The organism is Streptomyces sp. NPDC004111 (genome assembly GCF_042874215.1).
In the GTDB taxonomy this organism is placed as follows: domain Bacteria; phylum Actinomycetota; class Actinomycetes; order Streptomycetales; family Streptomycetaceae; genus Streptomyces.
Map to the genome: position 1 here is coordinate 20,438 of NZ_JBIAMU010000023.1, position 22,986 is coordinate 43,423.

The window sequence follows — 22,986 nt, forward strand, 5'->3', positions numbered from 1 at the left end:
GGGCGCTCGCGTTCGCGGGCCCGCGCGCAGCTCCCCGCGCCGGCTCCGCTGCCCATACGGCGGAACCTCTCCTTCCCCTCCTTCGCCAGAGCGAAACGGATGCGCGGATTCCTGCCCTGACAACGCCTCCACAAAATGGCATGTACAGAACAAATCAGGGAAGAAGGAGAACGGAAGAGCGAGGTCGGGGACGGGGCGGCCGGAGAGCAACACCCCGTCCCCCGGGGCGGGCAGTGCGGACGAGGAGCTGCGTCGAGCTCCGCCATTGTCGGTCTCCTCGCCTTCGCATACGCACCCACCGTTTCGTACGATAGCCACGCCCGCGAGGGTGTGCCCGCTCCCTTCGGCGGGCTTCGAGCAGGGCTCGACCCGCCCTTGAGCGGGCACGGAACGTACGGGGGCGAAACGGGCCCGTACCCCCAGCCGGCGACCCGCCCCCGGCCGACGGCCCGTACCCCCAGCCGGCGACCCGCCCCCGGCCGACGGCCCGTCACCCGCGGCCGACGGCCCGTCACCCGCGTTCGTCAGTCGAGGAGTTCGGCGACCGCCTCCATGAAGCCCTCGTCGAACATGGTGTGCGCCGCGGTGTCCGGCGAGCTGTGCAGCCCCGCGTCCTGCCGGGCCACGCTGAGCAGGTAACGGCCGCCCAGCACCCGGTGCGTGACGAAGGCCCACTCGTCCTCGGCGGCCGGGCTGCCGTCCGGCGCGCGCAGTCCCCCGTTGCCCGCCCCGAAGCCGAACTTGGTGAAGCCCAGCCGCATCCCCTGCCCGAGCGCCTTGGTGTACGCCTCCTTCAGGGTCCACAGGCAGAGCAGTTCGGCGGCCCGCTCCCTTGGCGGCAGCGGGGCGAGGTCGGCGCGCTCGGCGGGGGTGAGGACCTGGCCCTGGAGCAGGTCGTAGTCCATCCGCCGGCCGGCCGGTTCGGAGTCGACGCCGATCCGGCCGTCGCGGCTGATGCCGACCGCGATCAGGTCCTCGGTGTGGGTGAGGCTGACGTCGATCTGGTCGAGTCCGCGCAGGTACGGCCGCCCGCCCGCCTTGTACGCGAGGTCGATGCCGGCCGGTGCGATGCGCAGGGCCGCCGCGGCCGTGTACTTGGTGGCGAGCCGGGACGCCGCGAAGCGGTAGCGGGTGGTGGCGTCCTCGGTGCGCCGGTAGCGCGCCCAGTCGCGGCCGAGCAGCGGGCGCAGCGCGGGGTCGGCGACGGCGGTGGGCAGCCATTCGCCCCAGGTGGTGTGGACGACGGCGTTGCCGTGCCGGTCCATGTCCTCGCGGACGCGGTGCCAGGGGGCGTCGGGTCCGCCGACGTGGAGGGGCCGTGCGATGCGCTCCGCGCCGGGCAACGGGGTGTGGGTCAACGTGGTCCCTGCCTTCCGTGGGTGCTGGGCGGTACCGCGGGGTGCGGGACCGGCCGGCCGGGTGCCCTCACGTGGCGGGGGCGAGGGCGTCGAGGTCGTAGCTGCGGCCGTCCCGGTAGCGGCGTACGAGCTCCTGGAGGACCTGCTCCTGGCAGCCCTCGGGCAGTTCGGGCACCGGGATGCCGAGGTGGCCCGCGATCCGGGAGAGGGCGAGCACCGCCCAGGCCGGGTTGGCGAGGAACGGGTCGCTGCCGTCCTGCCCCTCCCACACGCCGAGCACCGCGGCCGCGCCGACGACCCGGCAGTAGCGGTCGCTGAGGACGGCCACGGCGGAGTCGGCGAGCGCGGCGCCCGAGGTGGGCAGGCGGCGGCACTGCTCCTGGAGGGTGCGCAGTTCGGCGACGAACTCCTGCGCCAGCGCGGCGAGTGCCGCGATGTGGCCGCCCGCGCCGCGGGCCGCGGCGAGGCGGGCGGCGGAGCCGGTGAGGGAGGCGGCCATGAAGTCGCCGCCGCCCGCGATGCCGAGCAGCCGGTAGTCCAGGTCGGGGAGGCGGGCGCCGGAGCGGAACAGTTCGGCGGGCGGCTCCTCCTCGGCGAACCAGGACCGCTCGGCGAGGTTGCGCAGCTGCGGGACGAGCGCGGCCTGGCAGGAGGCGCGGCCCGCGTGGCCGAACCCGGCGACGGGCAGGTCGCGGGCGAGCTTGCCGAGCGCGCCGTACTCGGGGCTCAGGTGGTCGTAGCCGTGCGCGCCGAGGACCGGGGCGAGTTCCTCCAGGTCCTCCCGCAGCAGGTCGGGCACCACGTACTTGACGGCCGCGGCGAACACATGGGCCCCGGCGGGCAGCAGGCTCAGCGCCCGCAGCACGACGGTGCTCATGCTGTCGCAGGCCAGTACGTCGGCGAAGACCCCGGCGAGCGGCTTGTGCCAGCGGCGGGCCACCGGCCGCCGGCCGCGGCCCTCGGTCGCGGCCCTGACCGCGGAGCGCAGCACGGTGTCCGCGGCGGCGGTGACCGCGCCGCAGACCAGACTGCGGTTGACCTGGAAGGTGCGCAGGGCCAGCGCCACCCCCGCGCCCGCCGTGCCCACCAGCGCGCGGGCGGGCACGGGGCAGTCGTGGAACTCCAGGCCGCTGAAGAGCACTCCGCGCATGCCGGGGATCTCCACCCGGGGCAGGTGCCGCACCTGGTGCGGCACCTGGTCGGCGGCGTCCAGCAGGAACACGGAGTGGCTGCGCGGGCCGCGGGCCGCGTCGGTGCGGGCGTACACGACCTGGAGGTCGGCGCGGGCCGCGTTGATGATGACGTCCTTGCGGCCGCCGAGCAGCTGGCCGCCCGGCGCCGTCGGGCCGGTCCGGGGAGCGGGGCGGGCGGTGAACTCGTGGCGCAGGATCGCGTTCGCGTGCGCGAGTTCGTGGTGCAGGGTGGTGGCCCGGCCCCCGGCGAGCAGCCGCCGTGCGACGTGCCCGCGCTGCTGTTCGCTGCCCGCCGCCCAGATCACCCCGGCGGCGAACAGCGAGGTGATGCCGTGCCCGAAGCCGAGGGCGAGGTCCCGCCGGAAGACCGGGCGCAGGGCGCGTACGAGGTGGTCGGCGCGGGTCAGCAGACCGCCGTGCGCGGCCGGTACGAACTCGGCGCCGGTGCCGTGCCCGGTCAGCAGCTCCTCGGTCGCGGCGGGCGGCTCGCGCCGGGCGTCGGCGGCGAACAGGGCCCGCAGACCGTGCGGGTTGGCCGGGTCGTACGGATCGCCGAGCAGTGCTTCGAGCCTGGCGGCCCGTACGAACGCGTCGGTGGCCCGGCCGGGACCCCCCGCGTGCGTGCCCGTGCCGGGGGTGCCCGAAGTGTCGGATATCTCGGCGATCGTGGTCATGGTGGCACTCTGACGACTTTCGCTTGAGAACCGACGGAGAACCGGTCCAGCGGTCGCGGAGAGCCACCGGAAACACGAACGGCTGCCGCGCCCGGTGGGGGTCCGGGCACGGCAGCCGTCTGGGGGGGGAGGGAGGTACGAGGGGAGGAGTGGGGGGGCGGGCGGTTGCGGGGAGGCGGGTGGTCGGTGGGTGTGCGGTCGGGGGGCGGGTTCGGCGGGCGGGCGGTGGGCGGACCGGCCGGGGAGGGGGCCGGTTACGGGGAGGGCCGGTTACCGGGAGGGAGCCGGGTGCCTCACCCGCCTGCGGCACCGGCCAGAACGCGGGCCGGGGCGAAGGGGGTTGGTGTGGCGGACGCGGCGAGTTCGGCGAGTTCGGCGGACGCGGCCGGTTCCTCGGGAAGGGCGGGTCCGGCGAACGCGGCGGGTCCGGCGGGCAGAGAGGTTTTCTCGGGTCCGGCGGACGCGGCAGGCAGGCCGGGTTCCTCGGACAGGGCGGGCATGGCGGACACGACCAGTCCGGCGGGCAGAGAGGGTTCCTCGGTCCTTGCAGGGGCGGGGGCCGGGGTGGTGGTGGCGGTTTCGGCAGGGGGGTCGGCCGGGGCGAGCCGGTAGCGGTCCAGGGCGCCGCGCGGGACCAGTACCGGGAGCAGTGCGGTCCACAACGCCCTTGTCCTGCCGCGGAGTTCGTCGTACGTCGGTCCGGTGTCCGCCAGTGCCGCGATGCCGCACACCGCCGCCGGGAGCAGCACCTCGGTCGTCTCCGGCCCGGCGTGGGCGCGCAGGTCGCCCGCCGCGCGGGCCTCGTCGACCAGGCGCAGCACCTCGGCCGTCCAGACCTGGTGGAAGTCGGTGACCGGCGGCACGCGGCCGGCGCACTCGTGGGCGATCCGGAAGCCGGCCCGTACGACCGGGTCCGCGCAGCGCGCCCGGACCAGCCAGTGCGTCAGGTCGATGAGGACCTGTACGGGGGGCTCCCCCGCCTGCCGCCGCCCCGCCACGAAGTCCAGCAGCATGGCGCGGCCCTGTTCCTGCACGGCGTCGGCGAGCCGGTCCTTGGAGACGAAGTGGAAGTACAGCGCGCCCTTGGTCATGCCTGCGGCGGCGACGATCTGCCCGAGCGTGGCGTTCGCGTAGCCCTTGCGGCAGAACATCTCCGCTCCGGCCAGCACCAGCCGGTGCCGGGTCTGCTCCGATCTGGCCTGCATCGGGTCCTCTCCCCCTTTCCGCGTGACGCGGGTGACACGGGTGTTGCGGGTGACGCCGGTGTTGCGGGTGACACGAGTGACACGGGTGTTGCGGTGCTGCCGTCCCGCCGGGCGGGTCAGCCCACCCGGCTCAGCCGTTCGGCGCCGGGGGCGGCGGGTGCCGCGGGCGCCTCCAGGGGCTGCTCGGGGCCGGCCATCAGGATCGAGCGCTGGAGGCGGCGCAGGCCCGCGGAGGGTTCGAGGCCCAGTTCGCGCACCAGGGTCTGGCGCAGCCGCTGGTAGACGTCGAGGGCCTCGCTGCGGCGGCCGGAGCGGTGCAGGGCGAGCATGAACTGGCCGTGCAGGTTCTCGTGGGTGCGGTAGCGGCTGACCAGGACGGTCAGTTCGGCCAGCAGTTCGCGGTGGCGGCCCAGCCGCAGGTCCGCCTCGATGCGCTGGTCGAGCGCGCACAGCCAGGTCTCCTCCAGCCGCCGTATCTGCATCTCCAGCTGGGGGCCGGCGGTGACGTCGGCGAGCGCGGAGCCGTTCCACAGGGCCAGGGCCTGGCTCAGTTCGCGGGCCGCGCGCGGGAAGTCGCCCGCGTCCATGGCCCGGTAGCCGACCCCGGCGAGCCGCTCGAACTCGCGGACGTCGCTGGCGCCGCCCGAGGTGTGCAGCACATAGCCGCCGGGTGCGGTCACCAGGACGTCCTTGGCGATGCGCGGCGCGCTGTCCTGCGGGTCGTGCAGCAGGGCGGCGGCGATCATCTCGCGCAGCTGCAGGACGTACGTCTGGAGGGTGGTGCGCGCGCTGCGCGGCGCCCGGTCCCCCCAGAGCTCCTCCACGAGTGCGGCGACCGGTACGACCTCGTCGGCGTGCAGGGCCAGCAGAGCCAGCACCTGTCGCGGCTTGGGGGCCGTCGGCGTCACCGAGATCCCGTTCTCCCTCACGGCCAACGGGCCCAGTACTGCGATGTCCACGCCGTTTCCCCTCTTCGGAGCTGCTTCTCGCCACTCGGGTACACACCCAGTTAAAAACAGGCCAACCGGTCTGTCAATACGAAACCGTCCATGCTGTTTTGTTAGCGTCTCGCGGGCCGCTCAAGCGGCCCTATACTCACGCCGGAGCGGACAACTTCCCCGAACTCCTGCCTCTCTACAGAGCTTTTGGGGGAATTTTGACTTCCACTCCCCCGGCCGCGACACGGGGAAGTCGATCAAAGGAGAAGACCAAGCGGTTCGGAAGAGCCGCATTTACCAAACCGTTCGGTCTCATTTTTGGGTACGCGTCTGCGCCAGCCGCGGGAGCAGCAGCTCCCAGAACCCGGCGACCTTCCGGCCGGTGTACCAGTCGGGGTCCTGGGCGCCGAGCACCTCGAAGCCCACGGTGGCGGCGACGATCGCGCCGGCCGCGTCCTCCGGCGAGACGCCCGCCGCCAGGCTGCCCTCCCGCTCGGCCCTGGACAGCGCCTCCTCGACCCACTTCTGCCAGCCGCGCCGACAGGTCCCGGCCCCCTTTGAGAGGCCGCCGCCCAGCTCGAAACCGGCCCTGACCACGACATCCTGCGCGAGCCTGCCCATCAGGGCGTGGGTCGCCGAGACGAGTTCCTGGAGCACCCCGCCGCCCGCGCCGGACGCCTCCTCGGTGATGGTGTCCAGCGTCCGGGCGGCCTCCTCCTCGACGGCCAGGGCGAGCGCCTGCTTGTTCTCGAAGTGGAAGTGCAGCGCGCCGTTGCTGACCCCGGCCCGGCGGCTGATGGTGGTCAGCGAGGCGGGCACGTACCCCTCCTCCGCGAAGACCTCGGCGGCGGCGAGGATCAGCGACTCGCGTGTGCGTATCGCTCGCTCCTGTTTGGCCATTGTTCTCTCCCGGTTCCGGTGGCAGGCGGCGGCGGTCACCGTACCTTGATCATCCAGATTAACAAACCGCTTATGCGGTTTGTAGGTGGAGAGCGGGCGGAAGTGATTACGGCGTAATCACCCGCGCCACGAAAAAGGGCTCCGCGGCCCCCAGCGGGGCCGCGGAGCTCCTGTGCGGTTCGGGGTCCGGCTCGGGCGGGGTCCGGCTCGGGTGGGGACCGGCTCAGTGGGCCCGCTCCCCCAGCAGGACGGGCAGCGCCCGGTAGGTGTTCATCAGGAAGGTCGGCATGGGCCGCAGTTCGTCCGGGGCGCACGCCAGGGCGAGGTCCGGGAAGCGGGTGAAGAGGGCCTCGAAGGCGGCGACCGCCTCCACCCGGGCCAGCGGGACGCCCATACAGCGGTGGGTGCCGTGCCCGTAGCCGAGGGTGTCGCGGTCGGTGCGCAGCAGGTCGAAGTCGGCCGCGCGCTCCCCGTACCGCTCGGGGTCGAGGCCGCCCGCGGCGAAGGAGACGAGTATCGGGTCGCCCTGCGGTATCCGCACCCCGTCCAGGTCGATGTCCTCGACCGCGAAGCGCATCGGCGAGTACGCGCCCGGGGTGTGCACCCGCATCGTCTCGGCGGCCACGTCCTCCCAGGAGGCACGGCCCGAGCGGACGTGCGCGTACTGCTCGGGGTGGGTGAGCAGCGCGCCGACGGCGTTGGTGATCAGTGCGGCGGTGGTGTCCTGGCCGCCGGCGATCATCAGGTAGAGGGTGCCGAGGAGTTCGGTCTCGCTGAGCCGGTCCCCCTCGTCCCTGGCCTGGATCAGCAGGGAGGTCAGGTCCTCGCCGGGTTCGGCGCGCTTGGCGGCGACGTGCGCGGCGAGCAGCCCGAAGGCCTCCATCCGGGCCGCCTCCATCTCCTGCGCGCCGACCGTGGTGCTGAAGACGGTGTGCAGCGCGGTGCACAGGGCCTTGGTCACGTCCCCCTGCGGGACCCCGAAGAGTTCGCAGATCACGCGCATCGGCAACAACTCGGCGTACGAAGCGCGCAGGTCGACGGTGGTGCTGGCCGGCCTGGCGGCGAGGTCGTCGACCAGTTCGGCGGCGATCTCCTCGACGCGGGGGCGCAGTGCCTCCGAGCGGCGTGCGGTGAAGGCCCCGGCGACCAGGCGCCGGAGCCGGGAGTGCTGCTCCCCGTAGGCGAACAGCATGTTCTCGTTGGCCACCCAGGGATAGAGCGGCCAGTCCGGGGTGATCCGGCCCTCCCGCAGGTCCGGCCAGTGCTGCCGCGCGTCCTTGGAGACCCGGGGGTCGATCAGCAGCCGCTCGACCTGCGTCTGGCCGACGACGGCCCAGGCCCGCACGTCCCCGGGAAGTCTCACCTGGACCGCGGGGCCCTGGGCCCGCAGCATGGCTGCCTCTCCGGCCAGGTCACGTCCGGTGACGTCCAGCGCGTACGGGCATCCGGTTGCGTCCGTCATTTCCCCACCCCTGCGTCGATGCGTCGATGTCCACTGCGTCGTACTCGTACCTGTCGTACGGGTCGCCCGGAGCGGGAGAGGTGATTACGGCGTAATCACCTCTCGCCGGGACCGGGAAGCGAGGACCGCGTCCTCACTTCTGCAGGGCACCGCTCCCCCGCAGAGGTCAGACGCTCACCTCGGCCGCGAGCGACTGCTTCTCGCGGGCCTCGACCGCTTCCTCGTACACCTGCGCCGCCCGTTGCGGAGTGATGTCGAGCCGGACGAGCACGGCGGGCAGCGCGAGGCTCGACATCAGGTGGCGCTGGAGATCGGCCACCCGTTCCGGCATATCGGCGTGGTTCGTCATGATCTTCGAGAGGACCTGGACCCCGGTGAAACTCCCGGCGAACAGCTTGGCCGTGGCGGCGACGTCGACCTGGGGAAGGAGTTCGCCCTTCTCCTGGGCCTCGCCGAGGATGGCCGCGTTGCGGTCGATCCAGCCGCTCATCGGCACCCGCCGGTCCAGTCCGTCCAGGCGCGAGCCCTGGTCGACGGTGAGCCGGATGCTGCCGCGCACCATCGGGTCGCCCGACTTGAGCATGTGGGCGAGCATCAGGGCCTCGTCGACGCCCTGCTGGAGGGTGAGCTCGCGTGCGGGGACCGCCGGGATGGCGTGCACCTGGTTGGCGAGCACCGCCTGCGCCAGTTCCTTCTTGGACGCGAAGTGGAAGTAGAGGGCTCCCTTGGTCACCCCGGCCCGGCCGAGGATCTCGGAGATGGCCGCGGCCTCGTAGCCGACCTCGTCGAACACTTCGGCCGCCCCGACGAGGATCGCGTCTCGCGTCCGGACCGCCCGCTCCTGCTTCGCCACAAGTACCTCCGCGCCGTGCTGTGCCTGGACCGTTCGAACATTTAAAGACCGAACGGTACGTATCTTATCGCCATCGCCCTCCGTACTGCCTGCCTTCACCCTGCGGTGATGCCACAGAGGCGGGATCGCGCCCCTGTAAAACCTGGATGTGCGGTAGTTGCGTCCTGGGAGAGGACAATAAAACCAGTCAGCCGGTTTTTCAATGGCTGCGCACCCGGGGCAAGTTCCCCACGCATGTGCGCGGTTTTACCCCGCTGAATACGACATTCCTCTTGAGCTCGACGGCGAATCGTCATCGCGAAAGCCTTGTAAACAAAACCGGGTGGTACGTATCTTCAGGGCCTGCATCGGATCCGTGATGACGCTGTGGGGGAAACATGTCTGTGCTCACTCACCGCCCGGAAGAGCTGATTCCTGCCGGGCTGCACCAGCCTCTGCTGCTGGAGGCGCCGCTCCTCGACGCACCGCTCCTCCCGGACGCGCCGCTCCTCGCCGACGTCACGGACCATCTCACTGCGGCCTCGGGGTCCTCCCCCGCCGCCCCCGCCCTCTCCCCCGCCGCCGCGACCGCCGCGGAGCTCGGCCGGCTGCTCTTCGACGAGGGCGAGCGGGAGCGGGTGCACGGGATGTGGCGCGACTTCATCTCGGACGAGTCGTTCCGCTACCGCGACGGCCTCTCCCCCGCCGACCGTGCGGCGCTCTCCTACGAGCGGCTGCGCGAGGTCAACTCCGTGATCGGCAGCCCCGAGGACCTGGCGGGCGACCCGCGGATGCTGGCCAGCCTGCACGAGTGGGCCGCGATCGTGGACGGCGGCGGCGGGCTGTGCACCGTCGCCAGCATCCACTACAACCTGTTCCTCGGGAGCCTCCTGGACCACGGGGCCCACACCAGACGCGACCTGTCGGACTTCACCTCCATGCGCCGCACCGGCACGTTCCTGTGCACCGAGCTGGAGCACGGCAACGACGCCAGCGCGCTGGAGACCGTCGCCGATTACGACGTAATCACCAACAGCTTCGTGCTGCACACCCCGACGGCGGGCGCCCGGAAGTTCATGCCGAACACCAGCCCCGTCGGCGGGCCCAAGAGCGCGCTGGTGGCGGCCCGGCTGCGGGTCGGCGGGCGGGACGAGGGCGTCTTCCTCTTCCTGGTGCCGCTGAGCGACGAGGAGGGGTTACTCCCGGGGGTCTGCGTGACGCCGCTGCCGTACCGCTCGGGGGCTCCGGTGGACCACTGCCTGACCTCCTTCAACCAGGTACGGCTGGAGCGCAGCGCCCTGCTGGAGGCCGAGCACGGGCGACTGGACGCGGAGGGGCGGCTCACCAGCGTCCTGGGCAACCGGCGCAAGCGGTTCCTGCACTCGATAGGCCGGGTCACCACCGGCAAGCTCTGCATGAGCGGCGCCGCGGTGGGCGCCTCGCGGGCCGCGCTGGCCATCGCCGTCCGCTACTCCCAGCACCGGCACATCAGCGGGGCCAGGGCGGGCGAGCGGGTTCCGCTCCAGGCCCACCGCAGCCACCACGGCCGGCTGCTGGGCCCGCTGGTCACCTCGTACGCCATGACCTTCGCGCACCGCGAGGCGGTGAACCTCTGGAGCGAGGCGCGCACGCCCGAGGAGCGGGTGGAGGCGGAGCGCGAGGTGGCCGTGATGAAGGGCTGGATCACCTGGCAGGCGCGCACCGTCACCACCGAGTGCCGGGAGCGGTGCGGGGCGCAGGCCCTGTTCTCGGCGAACGGCCTCGCCGACTTCCCCCAGTACACCGAGGGCACCATCACCGCCGAGGGCGACAACCTGGTCGTCTGGCTGAAGGCCGCCAGCGAACTGCTCTTCGGGACCGACGCCGCCGAGCGCGCCGAGAGCGGCCTGCCGCTGGACGAGCAGCCCCTGACCGACCGGCGGTTCCTGCGCGGGCTGCTGGCCGACGCCGAGCGGCTGTGGCGGAGCCGGGCGAGTGCGGGGCTGCGCAGGGGACCGGCGGGGGATCCGCTGGGCCGCTGGAACTCGGCCTCGTTCGCCGCGGTGCGGATGGTCGGAATCCACGCCACCGTTCGGGCGGCCGACGCCTTCTCGCGGGCCATCGACCGGGCGGCGGAGCCCGCGACGCGCGCCCTGCTGGAGAACGTGTGCCTGCTCTTCCTGCTGCAGCAGCTCGGTGAGCACACCGGGGACCTGCTCGCGGAGGGCCGGCTGACGGCCGGGCACGCCCTGGCGCTGCCGGAGGCGGTCGAGGCACTGACCTCGGAACTCGCCCCGCACATGACGACTCTGGTCGACGCGTTCGACCTGCCGGAGGAGTTCCTCGGCGCACTGCCGATGCTCCAGGAGAACGGCTACGGCTTCCTCGGCGAGGGCGAGCCCGCGTGGGCCGGGAAGTGATTACGGCGTAATCACCCGGGAGCACGGTCCGGGTCCCGGAGGGGCTGGTGCGGGCGTGGAAGTGATTACGGCGTAATCACCCGGCGCCTCAGGGACCGCGCCGGGACCGGGGGAGTGGGCGGGGTGATTACGGCGTAATCACCTGCGACCCCCAGTCGCTTGGGTCGCTCGGAGTGCTGCGGAGACGGCTGTGGGGGGGGGGGGGGGGGGGGGGGGGGGGGGGGTGCCCGCCCCCCCCCCCCCCCCCCCCCCCCGCCCACAGTCAGGAGCGTGCGTCAGCCGGTGGCTTCGGCGGCCAGCTTGAGCAGCGTCCGGTAGTTCTCCTCCGTCATCCGCTGCCGGGCGACGGCAAGCACCGCCCTGGGGTCCGCCCAGGGCACGGTGTCCACCGGGGTGCGCTCGGGGACCGGCTGCCTGGGGGAGCGGGAAGCCCTGGGAGTGATTACGGCGTAATCACCCGAGGGGGCCTCGGGGCGGGTCCCGGAGGAGGCGGATGCGGGCGCGGATCCAGGCGCGGATGCGGGCGCGGAAGTGATTACGGCGTAATCACCCGGGGGCTGGGGGGCCTCCGTCTCGACCGGGGCGGGGGACGGAGTGATTACGGCGTAATCACCTGAGGGCGCCTCCGCAGGGGCCGGGGCGGAGGGCGGAGTGATTACGGCGTAATCACCCGGGGCCGGTGCCGGAGCCGCGTTCCGGTTCTCCCGGGCCGTCTCCTCCTGCTCCTTGGCCAGCCTGAGCCGCTCGAACTCCGCCTCCTGCTCCTCCGGGGGCTTGTTGCCCACCGCCCGCAGGAGTTCGACCGGGACCTCCTTGCGCTCCAGCCGCTGCTGGAGCTCGGGGGTGAGCCCGAGCAGCGCCAGCCGCTGGGCGACCCAGCCCTGGGAGCGGTGCAGGCGTGCCGCCAGTTTGCGCTGGCTGCCGTGGACGGCGAGCAGCGAGTGGAGGGCACGGGCCTCGTCCAGGGGAGCGAGGGCCTGGCGGTGGATGTTGGCGACGAGCGCGGACTCCAGCAACTCGTCCGGGTCGCTGCCCAGTTCGTCGTCGACCATCACCTTGATGGTGGACAGACCGGCCTCGCGGGCCGCCGCCAGCCGGCTGTTGCCGTCGATGACGACGTACGCGGTGTCGGGTTCGAGGTGCTCGTGCTGGTCCGGGTTGGCCGCCAGGTAGGAGTCCCTGGCCATCAGGGTGATGGCCTGCTTCTGCCCGTGGTCCTTGAGGCTGCCCGCGAGGGCGCTGAGGTCGCCGAGGGTGGCGCGCGGGTTCGCGGGGTTGAGGCTGATGTGGTGCACCGGCAGGACCACCGGGGGAGGGGCGCCCTCGGTCGGGGCCTTGGTCGCGCTGTTGATGGCCGCGCGGCGGGCGCTGACCGGGCGGGCGTTGCCGAAGGAGGCGCTGGTGCCCAGGCGGCTGGCCTTGCTGCTCATGAGATCTCCCGGGCCAGTGCGCGCAGCGCGACCGCCTGCTCGGACTTGGGGGCGTACGCCAGCAGCGGGCGCTTGACCCGTACGGCTTCCTTCTGCTCCTTGAGGTCGCCGATGACGCCGACGACCCTCGGGTCCTTGATGTCGGTCCAGGCCTGGAGCGAGGAGGTGGCGATGAAGCCGCGCCTGCTGTCGTACTGGTTGACCACGATGCCCAGGTAGTTGATGTCCAGGGCCAGGTCGTCGCGGAGGTCGGCGATCTGGGCGGTCAGCAGGTCGTAGGCGTCGGCGGAGCTGTCCTCGGCCTGCACCACGATGAGGACCCCGGAGTTGCCCGAGGGCTCCTCGGGGCGCTGCCTGCCGTAGTAGGCGGCGGCGTCCATGCTCAGGCCCAGGCTCGGCGGGCAGTCGACGAGTACTACGTCGTAATCGTCCTCCAGGGGTGCCAGGGCCCGCTCCAGTGCCGCCTCCCTGGCGCGTACGGAGGAGAGCTTGACGTCGAGGAGGAAGGCGTCGGTGCAGGCCGGCAGGAGGTGCAGCCGGTCGCCGAAGCGCTCGTCCTCGATGGTGACGACGAGGTCCTTGATGGCGCCGACGGCCTCGCCGGACATGTGCTTGGTGAGGCTCTCGCCGGTCATCGGCAGGGTGTCCTGGCCGAGTTGCTTGGTGAGGTGGCCCTGGGGGTCGAAGTCGACGAGCAGGACCCGCAGTCCGGGGCCCGGCACCAGTTCGGAGTCGAGGTGCGCGTCGCCCTCGGTCAGGGCGGCGAAGTGCCGGGAGACCCGGACCGGGTAGAGGGAGTGGGCGTCCTCCGCAAGGGCCTCGCCGGTGCCCGCGGTGATGGCGGTCTTGCCGACCCCGCCCTTCTGGTTGCAGACGATGAGCCGCTTGGTGAAGGCGGGCCGCTGCACGGTGGGGGCCGGGTTCTTCTCCAGCCACAGCTGGACGGACTGGGCCAGGCCCTGGACGAGGGAGACCCCGCGGGCCTTGCAGTCCGTACGGAACTCCTCCCACAGGCCCGCGGGCAGCAGCGTGGCGAAGGACTCCGCGCCGGAGGTGTCGATGGGGGAGAGGTTCGAGCCGAGGTTGCGCCAGTCGGTGGTGCCCTGGGCGACGGCTTCCTGGATGTCGACGCCGAGTTGGGCGGTGCGGATCTTGAGCTCCTGACGGAGCCAGGACGGGAGCTTGGAGACGACCTTGTCGCGGTCACCCTGCGCATGGGGAGTTGCCATGGCGTCACATTACTAACTACTGACACCGCATGACGCACAGACACGTTAGTTTTCCATCTTTCCCTCTGTTGCGGGGTGACAAGTCCCCGGCCGGGAGGGTGACGGGCGAAAAAGACGGCCCGGTGGCGGAGGGGGTGGGCGGCTGAGGCGGACGGACGCGTTCCGGTGTTGTCGGGGCGTGAGTCGCTTCGGTCGCTTCGGTCGCTCAAGCAGCTCAAGCAGCTCTGGAGCCCGGCAGGAGAAGGAGTGCCCCGGGGGTGGAGAGGAGGCCTCGGGAACAAGGTCCCGGGGGCCGGGGACTTGAGTCGCTCTCGGTCGCTCCCGGTCGCTCAGTAGCTGTTCGGTCGCTGCTCCCGGTGGGCCAGCGACTGAACAGCTACTGAGGAAAAGCGACCCAAAGGGCTTCGGTAGCTGCCTCGGTCGCTGGGAAAAGCCCAGGTCAGAAGGGGTGAGACCGAGGAACAGCGACCGAAGCGACCCAAGGTCCGGGTATATGAAGACATTGGCGCGTGTGTGCGTGCGCGTGTGTGCGTCATATATAGGGGGCTTGAGTCGCTTCAGTCGCTGTTAGGGTCTCTACAGGGCCTCTGACCTGCGGTTTTTTGGGAGCGACTGAACAGCTACCGAAAGCCGCTCGGTCGCTGGGCCGAAACCGTCGGTCGCTGGGCCGTGCGGGAGGGGTCCGGAACGGCTTCGTCAGGGGCACACCCGTAATGGGAACAAGTGACCCCCGCATCACTCCGGTTTCGCTAGTCTATGTCTGTCGTTGAGTCGCTTCGGTCGCTGATGGGGGGAAAGCATGACTCCTGACCTGCGGTTTTACCGCAGCGACTCAGACGGGTCGGGCCCCGTTGCCACTGGGGCCGCCCCTGCCGGGTCCGCCGTACCCGGGCCCGCTCCCGTCGGCTCCGCCGGGCCGTCCGCGATCGCCCGCTGGTGCGCGCACCGGGGCTGGCCGGTCCATCCGCTGGCTCCGGGCCGCAAGACGCCCGCGGGCAATTGTGAACTGTGCCGGGTCCCGGGTCACACCCATCAGGGATGCGCGTGTCTCGCGGCCGGACGCTGGTGCCACGGGTTCCACGCCGCCACCCTCGACCCGGCCAGGATCGAGCAGTGGTGGGGGAGCACCCCGGGCCTGGGGACGGGAGTGGCCTGCGGGCCCGCCGGGCTCGTGGTCATCGACGTCGACGCGCACCCGCAGCAGCTGCCGGACCGGGACCGGCTGCTGCCCGGGATCAACATCTCCGCCGGCGTCGACCTGGCCGGGCTCGCCAACGGGTTCCACACGCTCGCCGTCCTGGCGGCGCTGCGCGGCACCACCAGCCCCGCGGAGGACCGGACGACCCTGCGGGTACGGACGCCCTCGGGCGGCCTGCACGTCTGGTACCGGGCCCAGTGGAGCCACCACTGGCGCTGCTCCACCGGGTCGGGGCCCGGCCGGGCCCTCGCCTGGCAGGTCGACGTACGGGCGCACGGGGGGTACATCGTCGCGCCCGGCACCACCACGGCCGCCGGCACCTACACACCGGTCGACGGCGTGCGCGAACCCGCGCCGCTGCCCGACTGGCTGGCCGGCGAGCTGGAGCGCACCGGGCACCTGGCGTCCGCCCAGGCGCCCGCACCGCGCCCCGTGCCTCCCCGGGCGCGCCAGGCGGTCCTGGCGGCCCAGGGAGGCCGCCAGGGCCCCGTCAGAGCCCTTTCCAAGGTGCTGGCGGAGGTGGCGGGCTGCGCGTCCGCCCCGGAAGGGGCGGCGTTTTCGGAGAAACTCAACAGGGCTGCCTACACGGCTGGGGGACTGGTGGCTGCGGGACACCTGAAGGAACACGAGGCCGAGACCATCCTGAGAGAGGCGGCCGAACAGGCTCGGCCCGGCCAGGAGCGCCGTTACGGCCCGATCATCCGCGGCGGTCTGAGCGCAGGCGCCCTGCGCCCCCTGTCGCTGGGGGACCGCAGGTGAACGGCAACAACGACAACACCCTCTTCGACGCCAGGGCGGTGGCCGCGCAGATCCTCGCGCAGCCCGCCGCCGAGGCCGTCCCCGCGCAGGCCGCGGCGGAGAGCACCGCACCCGCCACCGCGCAGGGGCTGCTCCCCGACACCCTCACCGACCGGGGCAACGCCAAGCTGTTCGTGAAGCTCTACGCCAACGACTACCGGCACATCCCCGGGCTCGGCTGGTACCGCTGGGACAGCTCCCGCTGGCAGATCGACGAGGACGACACGGTGATCTGGGCGGCCGGTGACCTGGCCGAGTCGATCGCGCTCAGCGACCCGCGCGGCGTCCACACCAGCTCCTCGCTCCAGCAGCACCGCCGCCGGGCGCTGAGCACCAGCGGGATGAACGCCATGCTCACCCAGGCCAGGTCCGCGCCGGGCATGGTGCTCAACGCGGCGCTGCTGGACGCCGACCCGTACGCCCTGTGCACGCCCGCGGGCATCGTCGACCTGCGCACCGGCACGATCCGCACCCCCGACCCCAACAAGGACTTCCACTCCCGCTCCACCTCGCTGGCGCCCAGGCCGACGGCCACCCCGCGCTGGAACCGGTTCCTCACCGACACCTTCGGCGACGGGCCCGAGGGCGAGGAGATGATCGACTTCCTGCACCTGCTGCTCGGCTACTCCGTCACCGGCGACGTCGGCGGCCAGGTCATGCCGTTCCTGTTCGGCTCCGGCAAGAACGGCAAGTCGGTGCTGCTGGACGTCCTGATGAAGCTGCTCGGCGACTACGCGGACGCCGCCCCGCCGGGCTTCCTGATGTCGCGCCCCTACGAGGGCCACCCCACCGACCTGGCCGAACTGCACGGCCGCCGGGTCATCGTGTGCAGCGAGGTCAAGCCGGGCGACAAGTTCGACGAGGCCAGGGTGAAGCTGCTGACCGGCGGCGACCGGATCAAGGCCCGCCGGATGCGCCAGGACTTCTTCAGCTTCGAGCCCACCCACAAGCTCTGGCTGCTGGGCAACCACCGCCCCGAGGTGGGCACCGGCGGCTTCGCCTTCTGGCGCCGCATGCGGCTCATCCCGTTCGAGCGGGTGGTCTCCGACGACCGGAAGATCGACAACCTGGCCGACATCCTTGTCACCGAGGAGGGCGCGGGCATCCTCAACTGGCTGATCGACGGGGCCCGCCGCTACCTGCGCGGCGAGAAGAACCTGACGGGCCCCGAGCGGGTGCGGATCGCCACCACCGCGTACGCGGAGACCGAGGACCACACCGGGCGCTTCCTGGGCGAATCCTGCGTCCTGGACCCCGACCTGAGGGCGGAACAGGCACACCTGTACGCCGCCTACCGGGCGTGGTGCCAAAATGAGGGTGCGTCGGCCATCTCCTCGCGAGCCTTCGCGGTGAGGGTCCGTGAGGCAGTGGGTCTGGCCTCCCCCAAGCAGATGATCCTGTCGAACCAGCGGAAGTACTACCCGGGCATCGGACTGCTCGCCGACGAGGAGACAGCATGAGCGCCCTCATCGCGGAGGACGAGATCCTCCACGAAATCGATCTCGTCTGGCTGGAGGACGTCAGCGACCTCGACTACGTACGGCAGAGCCTGGACCGGCTGCCGACCCGGCGCGGCAAGCCCGCCTACCACCGGGACGGCCGGATGGTCGGCTACGCCGTGCTCGGCCCGCGCGCCAAGTCCTCCCGGTCCTCCGGCACCTTCCGCCGCCGGGTGTTCTGGCTGCTGCCGCACGACCGGGACACCGCGCCCGACGGGCTGTACTCCAGCGGGGCGCCCGCCGAGGCCGTCGACCCGCGCACCCTGGCCCCGGGCACCAAGGGCCGCAAGACCGAGCGCTCCGAGGGCGGCCCGCCGTCCTCCGCGATGCAGGAACTGGGCATCACGCTCCCGCTGTAGGCGCCCGGCACGGCTCCCTGGGCCGCCCGGGTGATTACGGCGTAATCACCCGGGCGTTCTCCCGCGTTCCCCCGGGGTGCCCGAAGCGGCCTGAATCCGTTGGCCCGAACGTGTCGCCACGGCCGGATTGCGGCGGGGCGACGACGGCGTCACCACCCCGGGCCGCGCGAGTGCCCGCCACGAAGCGGCACATGGAAAGCCGCTCGATGCTCACTAGAGCTTCCTGACCCATGCGACCGGCCCCGGATACCTTTCACGGGTCGAAGGCCGGAAATCGACGGGAACTGGGCTATCGAGGCGGAGGGGACCGTGGAGATTCAAGTTCTGGGTCCGTTGAGTGCAGAGGTCAACGGGGGATCCATCGTTCCGACGGCCAGAAAGCCGCGCCAGATCCTGGCGCTGCTCGCGCTCTACCCCGGCAGAGTCATACCCGTGCCGACGCTCATGGAGGAGATCTGGGGCACGGAGCTGCCGCACAGCGCGCTGACCACCCTCCAGACGTACATCCTCCATCTGCGCCGGCGGCTCGGCACGGCCATGGGACCGGGCGCCCCGGGCGGCGCCAAGGAGGTCCTGGCGACCCGGCACGGCGGCTACCTGCTCCAGATACCGCCGGACTCGGTCGACGTGCACACCTACGAACAGCTGGTCAGCGGCGGCCAGAGCGCCTTCGACGACGGCGACGACGACGGCGCCGCCACCATGCTGCGCCGGGCCCTGGCCCTGTGGCAGGGGCCCGCGCTCGTCGACGTACGGGTCGGACCCATCCTGGAGATCGAGGTCATGCGGCTGGAGGAGAGCCGGCTGGGCACCGTCGAGCGGCGCATCGACGCGGACCTGCGGCTAGGCAGGCACAGCGAACTCCTCGCCGAACTCACCGAACTGATCGCCCGTCACCCGCAGCACGAGGGCCTGCACTCGCAGGCGATGGTGGCGCTCTACCGGGCCGGCCGCCAGGCCACCGCCCTGGACGTCTACCGCAGGCTGCGCGCCCGCCTCATCGACGACCTCGGGGTCGAACCCTCCCGCCAGGTCCAGCGGCTGCACCAGGCGATGCTCGCCGTCGACCCGGCCCTCGACATCAGCGCCGGGCCGCGCCGCGGCTCTACCTTCAACCTGTACGCGGCATAGACCGCCGGCCGCCGGGCCGGACGTGCCGGACCTGGGTCACACGGGACAAAGGGGCGCAGATGAGCGTGCGGGTGGTGTGCTTCGCACACGCGGGGGCCGGTGTATCGGCCTTCCATCGCTGGCCGAAGCTGCTGGGCCCGGACGTGGAGATCACGCCGGTGCTGCTGCCCGGCCGGGACGCCCGGCGCGGCGAAACCCGGCTGACCTGCCCGGACGAACTGCTCGCCGAGGTGTCCCGGGTGGTGGTGCCGTCGGCCCTGAGCGGTCGGCCCTATCTGCTGTACGGGCACAGCCTGGGCGGGCTCATCGCCGCCGCCCTCGTTCGCTCTTTGCGTACGCAGGGGGTTCCACTGCCCGCGCTGCTGGCCGTCGGGGCCCTGCCGCCGCCCGACGCGCCGCCCGCGCTCGCCCACTGCGCGGACCTGCCCGACGCCGAACTGGTGCGGCTGCTGGACACCTTCGGCTCCGTTCCGCCCGGCACCGAACCCGGCGACCTGTGGCACCGCTTCGCCCTGCCGGTGCTGCGCGACGACTTCCGGCTCGCCGACGCGCTGCGGGAGCGCGCAGGGGCGGGGGAGCGCGCCGGGGCCGACGCGTACGGCGGGCCGCTGCCGGTGCCCGTGCTCGCGGTCGCCGGGCGGGAGGACCCGCTCGCGCCGCCGGAGGCGATGGCGGGCTGGGAGCGGTGGGCCACCGGGCCCTTCGCCCGGCGCACTGTGCCCGGCGGGCACTTCTTCGTACGGGAGCAGGCGCTGCCGCGTCTGATCGGGCGGGCCGCACGGGTGGTGGCGCGCCTGGCCGTGCCCGCGCACGCCGCGGTGCCGGGCCGGTGAGGCGCGCCGTCGTCACGGGCCTGGGGGTGGTGGCGCCCGGCGGCACCGGCGTGGCCGGCTTCTGGGACCTGCTCACCTCGGGGCGGACCGCCACCCGCGCGCTCAGCAGGTTCGACGCCTCCGCGTTCCGCTCCCGGGTGGCCGCCGAGGCCGAGTTCGACGAACTGGCCCGCGGGCTCAGCCTGGACGAGGCGCTGCGCCTGGACAGGGCGACCCAGTTCGCCGTCGCCGCCTCCCGGGAGGCGATGGCCGACAGCGGGCTGGGCGGCCCGCTCGCCGCGGGGCACTTCGACGCGGGCCGCTGCGCGCTCGCCCTGGGCAGTGCGCTGGGCTGCGCGAGCGCCCTCGACCGGGAGTACGCGGCAGGCGGCGGCCGGACCGGGGCGCCGCCGGCCGCCCCGGAGCGGCTCTACGACTACCTCGCCCCGTCGTCGATGGCCGCCGAGGCCGCCCGCGCGGTCGGTGCGCGCGGGCCCGTCTCGCTGCTGTCGACCGGCTGCACCTCGGGCCTGGACGCGATCGGGCACGCGGCCGACCTGGTCCGCGAGGGCAGCGCCGACGTGGTCGTCACCGGGGGCTGCGAGGCGCCCATCTCGCCGGTCGTGCTGGCCGGGTTCGACGCGGTGCGGCTCGCCTCGCACCGCTGCAACGAGGCCCCGGCGGGCGCCGCCCGGCCCTTCGACCGCAACCGGGACGGCTTCGTGCTGGGCGAGGGCGCGGCCGTCCTGGTCGTCGAGGAGTTCGGGCACGCCCGGCGGCGCGGGGCCCATGTGTACGCGGAGATCGCCGGGTACGGCGCGCGCTCCAGCGCGTACCACATGACCGGGCTGCGGGCCGACGGCGCCGAACTCGCCGAGGCCGTACGGACCGCGCTGGACGAGGCGCGGATCGACCCCCGGGCGGTGGACCACGTCGCCGCGCACGGTGCGGGCACCCGGCGCGGCGACGTCCACGAGACGACCGCGCTGAAGCGGGCCCTGGGCGCGCACGCGCACCGGGTGCCGATCAGCGCGGTGGCCTCCATGCTCGGCTACTCGCTGGGCGCGCTCGGCGCCTTCGCGGCGGCGGCCTGTCTGCTGGCCGTCGAGCACGGGGTGGTGCCGCCGACGGCCAACCTGCACGAGCCCGATCCGGCCTGCGACCTGGACTACACCCCGCTCACCGCCCGCGAGCAGCGCACCGCGACGGCGCTCGCGGTCGGCAGCGGATTCGGCGGCACCCAGAGCGCGTTGGTGCTCAGCAGCGTCTGACGGACGGTCCGCCGGGCGGGGCCGGCCTCCGGCCCCGGGCGCCTCAGGCCAGGTCGTCGCGGGTGACCAGGCGGTGGGAGGTGCGCAGGCTGCCCCGGCGGCGCACCAGGGAGTCCTCCATCACGCACACCCGGTGCACCTTGGGACTGCCGCCGTGCGTGGTGACGTACACCAGCGCGTAGGCCCGGGTGTGCAGGGTGCCGTCCGGGCGGACGGTCACGTCGATCATGCCGAGCCAGTGCCGCAGCCGTTCGCCGCTGCGCCGGGCGCTTTCCTCGTTGCGGCGTACGGAGGCGGCCAGTTCGCCCCGGCCGCGCAGCGGGCGCTCCAGCGTCGGGACGTCGAAGACGGCGTCCTCCGTGAAGGTGCCCGCCCACGCCTCGGCGAGGAACGAGTCGAAGAGCTGCATCTGGTGTGCGTAGAACTGCTGGACCTCGGCGTACAGGGCCGCGAAATCCGCTTCCCGTGCCTCCGGTTGGTCCGCCGGTGCCGCGACGGCGGCGATGAGGGCTGTCATGCCGGTGGGCTCCCTTCTCCAGTTTTCCCCGACAGGGTGCGAGTGGGTGCTCTCCAGCATCTATAGGCCACATCGAGTGCCCTTCGAAGATTCCTCAAGCGTCCCGGCCGAGTGTGGGCCCCCCGGATCCCGGTGGATCCCCGTGGGACGAGGAGGAGCCAGCCGTGCCGAGACCCGCCTACCCCCAGCTCTCCCTGGACGGACTGCTGCGGCGCGCCGCGGCCCGCGACCCGCACGGCGCGGCCCTGCGCACCGGGGACGGCCCCCAGGACACCTCGGTGACCACCTTCGCGCGGCTCGACGCGCTCACCGACCGCCTCGCCGCCTGCACCGCCTGGCTGGCCGGCGGCTCCCGGGGCGCCAGGGTCGGGGTGGCCAACACGCTCGGCCCCGAGTTCGCCGCCGCCTACTACGGCGCGGTGCGCAGCGGCAACACGGCCGTCCTGGTCAACCCGCTGCTGGGGAAGGCGGGTCTGCTGCACGTGCTGTCCACGGCCGGCGTCGAGATCGCCTTCGTGCCCGCCGCGACGGCCGCGCTCCTGGCGGGGCTGCGCGAGCGGCTGCCCGCGCTGCGCGCCGTGGTGGTGACCGACGCGGACCGGGGCGGGGTGCCCGGGGACGGGGTGCCGCTCGCGGTGGCGCTCGGCGGGCCCTGCGAGGCCTTCGAGGCGCCGCCCGCCGACCTCGACGCGGACGCCTGCGTGCAGTTCACGACGGGGACCACCGGGGCGCCGCGCGGGGTCCGCCTCACCCACCGCAACCTCGTGGCGAACGCGGCGCAGACCGCCGCCGCCCACCGCCTCGACGCCCGTTCCGTCACCCTCAACCACCTGCCGCTGCTGCACACGATGCACCTCAACTCGGCGGTGTTCGCGGGCGCCTGCCAGGTGCTGTGCACCGACCCCGACCCGCTGGCCTCCCTGGACCTGGCCGCCCGCACCGGCGCCACCCACTACTACGGGCTGCCCGCCCGGCTGCACCGCCTGGCCGCACAGCTCACCGACGGCGAGGACGGCCCCGGGCCCGCCCGGACGCCCGCGCTGACCGCCGTGCTGTCCGGCGGCACCGCGCTGGCCCCCGCCACCGCCCGCGCGCTCTCCCGGCGCCTGGGCGTGCCCGTCGTCCAGGGGTACGGGATGGCCGAACTCTCCCCGCTCTCGCACTGCCAGAGCCCCGACGCCACCCGCACCGGGACCGTCGGCCGCCCCCTGCCGGGCACCGAGTGCCGCATCGTGGACCTGGGGAGCGGACGGCCGCTGGGCGCGCACGCCACCGGCGAGGTGCAGGTCCGCGGCCCGCAGCTGATGGCGGGCTACCTGGACGGGAGCGACGGCGGGATGCGGCCGGACGGCTGGTTCTCCACCGGCGACATCGGCCACGTCGACGACGACGGCGAACTGACCCTGGTGGACCGGCTGGGCGACGTCTTCAAGTACGACAACGAACTCGTCTCGCCCACCGCCGTCGAGCACGTCCTCGCCCAGGACCCCCGGGTCGCGGACTGCGTGGTCGCCGACTGGCCGCACCCCCGGCACGGCGCCGTCACCTGGGCGGGCATCGTGCTGCGCGACCCCACCGTGCCCGACCTGCTCGACACCCTCGACTCCATCGCGGACGGCGCGAACGCGCTGCTGGCCGGCTTCGAGCAGATCCGCCGCATCGAGGTGGTCGACTCCGTGCCCCGCACCCCCGTCGGCAAGCCCGAGCGGCGCGGGCTGCGCCGCACCCTGAGGGACCGCGCGGCCCTGGAGGCCGCCGCCTGACCCCCGCGGTCCGCCCCC

The 22,986-nt window shown here is 73.0% G+C and carries 18 protein-coding genes; 8 read left to right on the forward strand and 10 right to left on the reverse strand.

Going from position 1 to position 22,986, the window contains the following annotated elements; translation table 11 throughout:
- Positions 1-524: 524 nt before the first annotated feature.
- The 7 genes from ACFYVL_RS35855 to ACFYVL_RS35885 form a co-directional block, all read right to left on the reverse strand.
- Positions 525-1,358, reverse strand: coding sequence for a 4'-phosphopantetheinyl transferase family protein (locus ACFYVL_RS35855; protein ID WP_389252546.1), 834 nt, complete (start codon positions 1,356-1,358; stop codon positions 525-527).
- A 67-nt stretch (positions 1,359-1,425) separates the two neighbouring features.
- The gene (locus ACFYVL_RS35860) at positions 1,426-3,225 is read right to left on the reverse strand and encodes an acyl-CoA dehydrogenase (RefSeq protein ID WP_389252548.1); all 1,800 of its coding nucleotides are present in this window, start codon (positions 3,223-3,225) and stop codon (positions 1,426-1,428) included.
- Between the two features lie 293 nt (positions 3,226-3,518).
- The gene (locus tag ACFYVL_RS35865; RefSeq protein ID WP_389252550.1) at positions 3,519-4,430 is read right to left on the reverse strand and encodes a ScbR family autoregulator-binding transcription factor; all 912 of its coding nucleotides are present in this window, start codon (positions 4,428-4,430) and stop codon (positions 3,519-3,521) included.
- Positions 4,431-4,546: 116 nt separating this feature from the next.
- Entirely contained in the window at positions 4,547-5,389 is an 843-nt protein-coding gene (locus tag ACFYVL_RS35870) for a BTAD domain-containing putative transcriptional regulator (RefSeq protein WP_389252552.1), read from the reverse strand.
- A gap of 291 nt (positions 5,390-5,680) precedes the next feature.
- Positions 5,681-6,268 carry a ScbR family autoregulator-binding transcription factor gene (locus ACFYVL_RS35875; RefSeq protein WP_389252554.1) on the reverse strand — a complete coding sequence of 196 codons (588 nt, stop codon included), beginning with the start codon at positions 6,266-6,268 and terminating at the stop codon, positions 5,681-5,683.
- 223 nt (positions 6,269-6,491) lie between these two features.
- Entirely contained in the window at positions 6,492-7,730 is a 1,239-nt protein-coding gene (locus tag ACFYVL_RS35880) for a cytochrome P450 (RefSeq protein WP_389252556.1), read from the reverse strand.
- A gap of 166 nt (positions 7,731-7,896) precedes the next feature.
- Positions 7,897-8,583: a ScbR family autoregulator-binding transcription factor gene (locus tag ACFYVL_RS35885; protein ID WP_389252558.1), complete on the reverse strand. Its 687-nt coding sequence runs from the start codon at positions 8,581-8,583 to the stop codon at positions 7,897-7,899.
- 377 nt (positions 8,584-8,960) lie between these two features.
- Here ACFYVL_RS35885 and ACFYVL_RS35890 point away from each other — a divergent pair, with 377 nt between their 5' ends.
- Positions 8,961-10,961, forward strand: coding sequence for an acyl-CoA dehydrogenase (locus ACFYVL_RS35890; protein ID WP_389252560.1), 2,001 nt, complete (start codon positions 8,961-8,963; stop codon positions 10,959-10,961).
- A gap of 275 nt (positions 10,962-11,236) precedes the next feature.
- On the opposite strand, the gene ACFYVL_RS35895 is transcribed toward ACFYVL_RS35890, so the two are convergent.
- Positions 11,237-12,391 carry a ParB/RepB/Spo0J family partition protein gene (locus ACFYVL_RS35895; RefSeq protein ID WP_389252562.1) on the reverse strand — a complete coding sequence of 385 codons (1,155 nt, stop codon included), beginning with the start codon at positions 12,389-12,391 and terminating at the stop codon, positions 11,237-11,239.
- Positions 12,388-13,620: a ParA family protein gene (locus tag ACFYVL_RS35900; protein WP_389252564.1), complete on the reverse strand. Its 1,233-nt coding sequence runs from the start codon at positions 13,618-13,620 to the stop codon at positions 12,388-12,390. The genes ACFYVL_RS35895 and ACFYVL_RS35900 overlap by 4 nt, the downstream gene beginning before the upstream one ends.
- Positions 13,621-14,419: 799 nt before the next feature.
- Between ACFYVL_RS35900 and ACFYVL_RS35905 the strand changes: the two genes are divergently transcribed.
- From ACFYVL_RS35905 to ACFYVL_RS35930, 6 genes are all read left to right on the forward strand, one after another.
- On the forward strand, positions 14,420-15,577 hold the full coding sequence (locus ACFYVL_RS35905) for a bifunctional DNA primase/polymerase (protein ID WP_389252566.1): 1,158 nt from the start codon (positions 14,420-14,422) through the stop codon (positions 15,575-15,577).
- Complete coding sequence (locus ACFYVL_RS35910; protein ID WP_389252569.1) at positions 15,574-17,076, forward strand: phage/plasmid primase, P4 family; 1,503 nt, start codon at positions 15,574-15,576, stop codon at positions 17,074-17,076. Before ACFYVL_RS35905 ends, ACFYVL_RS35910 begins: the two co-directional genes overlap by 4 nt.
- Positions 17,073-17,474, forward strand: coding sequence for a DUF6009 family protein (locus tag ACFYVL_RS35915; protein WP_389252570.1), 402 nt, complete (start codon positions 17,073-17,075; stop codon positions 17,472-17,474). The genes ACFYVL_RS35910 and ACFYVL_RS35915 overlap by 4 nt, the downstream gene beginning before the upstream one ends.
- A gap of 309 nt (positions 17,475-17,783) precedes the next feature.
- Entirely contained in the window at positions 17,784-18,605 is an 822-nt protein-coding gene (locus ACFYVL_RS35920; protein WP_389252572.1) for a BTAD domain-containing putative transcriptional regulator, read from the forward strand.
- 59 nt (positions 18,606-18,664) lie between these two features.
- On the forward strand, positions 18,665-19,438 hold the full coding sequence (locus ACFYVL_RS35925; protein WP_389252574.1) for a thioesterase II family protein: 774 nt from the start codon (positions 18,665-18,667) through the stop codon (positions 19,436-19,438).
- Positions 19,435-20,688 carry a beta-ketoacyl-[acyl-carrier-protein] synthase family protein gene (locus ACFYVL_RS35930; RefSeq protein WP_389252575.1) on the forward strand — a complete coding sequence of 418 codons (1,254 nt, stop codon included), beginning with the start codon at positions 19,435-19,437 and terminating at the stop codon, positions 20,686-20,688. The genes ACFYVL_RS35925 and ACFYVL_RS35930 overlap by 4 nt, the downstream gene beginning before the upstream one ends.
- Positions 20,689-20,731: 43 nt before the next feature.
- Here ACFYVL_RS35930 and ACFYVL_RS35935 read toward each other — a convergent pair whose 3' ends face one another.
- Positions 20,732-21,205, reverse strand: coding sequence for a nuclear transport factor 2 family protein (locus tag ACFYVL_RS35935; protein ID WP_389252577.1), 474 nt, complete (start codon positions 21,203-21,205; stop codon positions 20,732-20,734).
- Between the two features lie 164 nt (positions 21,206-21,369).
- Here ACFYVL_RS35935 and ACFYVL_RS35940 point away from each other — a divergent pair, with 164 nt between their 5' ends.
- Positions 21,370-22,968: a class I adenylate-forming enzyme family protein gene (locus ACFYVL_RS35940; protein WP_389252578.1), complete on the forward strand. Its 1,599-nt coding sequence runs from the start codon at positions 21,370-21,372 to the stop codon at positions 22,966-22,968.
- Positions 22,969-22,986 lie beyond the last annotated feature (18 nt).

What these genes read in the sequence shown, in the direction of transcription:
- ACFYVL_RS35860 (WP_389252548.1), bottom strand. Translation starts at nt 3,225, where the DNA reads ATGACCACGATCGCCGAGATATCCGACACTTCGGGCACCCCCGGCACG.
- ACFYVL_RS35865 (WP_389252550.1), bottom strand. Translation starts at nt 4,430, where the DNA reads ATGCAGGCCAGATCGGAGCAGACCCGGCACCGGCTGGTGCTGGCCGGA.
- ACFYVL_RS35875 (WP_389252554.1), bottom strand. Translation starts at nt 6,268, where the DNA reads ATGGCCAAACAGGAGCGAGCGATACGCACACGCGAGTCGCTGATCCTC.
- ACFYVL_RS35880 (WP_389252556.1), bottom strand. Translation starts at nt 7,730, where the DNA reads ATGACGGACGCAACCGGATGCCCGTACGCGCTGGACGTCACCGGACGT.
- ACFYVL_RS35890 (WP_389252560.1), top strand. Translation starts at nt 8,961, where the DNA reads ATGTCTGTGCTCACTCACCGCCCGGAAGAGCTGATTCCTGCCGGGCTG.
- ACFYVL_RS35895 (WP_389252562.1), bottom strand. Translation starts at nt 12,391, where the DNA reads ATGAGCAGCAAGGCCAGCCGCCTGGGCACCAGCGCCTCCTTCGGCAAC.
- ACFYVL_RS35900 (WP_389252564.1), bottom strand. Translation starts at nt 13,620, where the DNA reads ATGGCAACTCCCCATGCGCAGGGTGACCGCGACAAGGTCGTCTCCAAG.
- ACFYVL_RS35905 (WP_389252566.1), top strand. Translation starts at nt 14,420, where the DNA reads ATGACTCCTGACCTGCGGTTTTACCGCAGCGACTCAGACGGGTCGGGC.
- ACFYVL_RS35915 (WP_389252570.1), top strand. Translation starts at nt 17,073, where the DNA reads ATGAGCGCCCTCATCGCGGAGGACGAGATCCTCCACGAAATCGATCTC.
- ACFYVL_RS35925 (WP_389252574.1), top strand. Translation starts at nt 18,665, where the DNA reads ATGAGCGTGCGGGTGGTGTGCTTCGCACACGCGGGGGCCGGTGTATCG.
- ACFYVL_RS35935 (WP_389252577.1), bottom strand. Translation starts at nt 21,205, where the DNA reads ATGACAGCCCTCATCGCCGCCGTCGCGGCACCGGCGGACCAACCGGAG.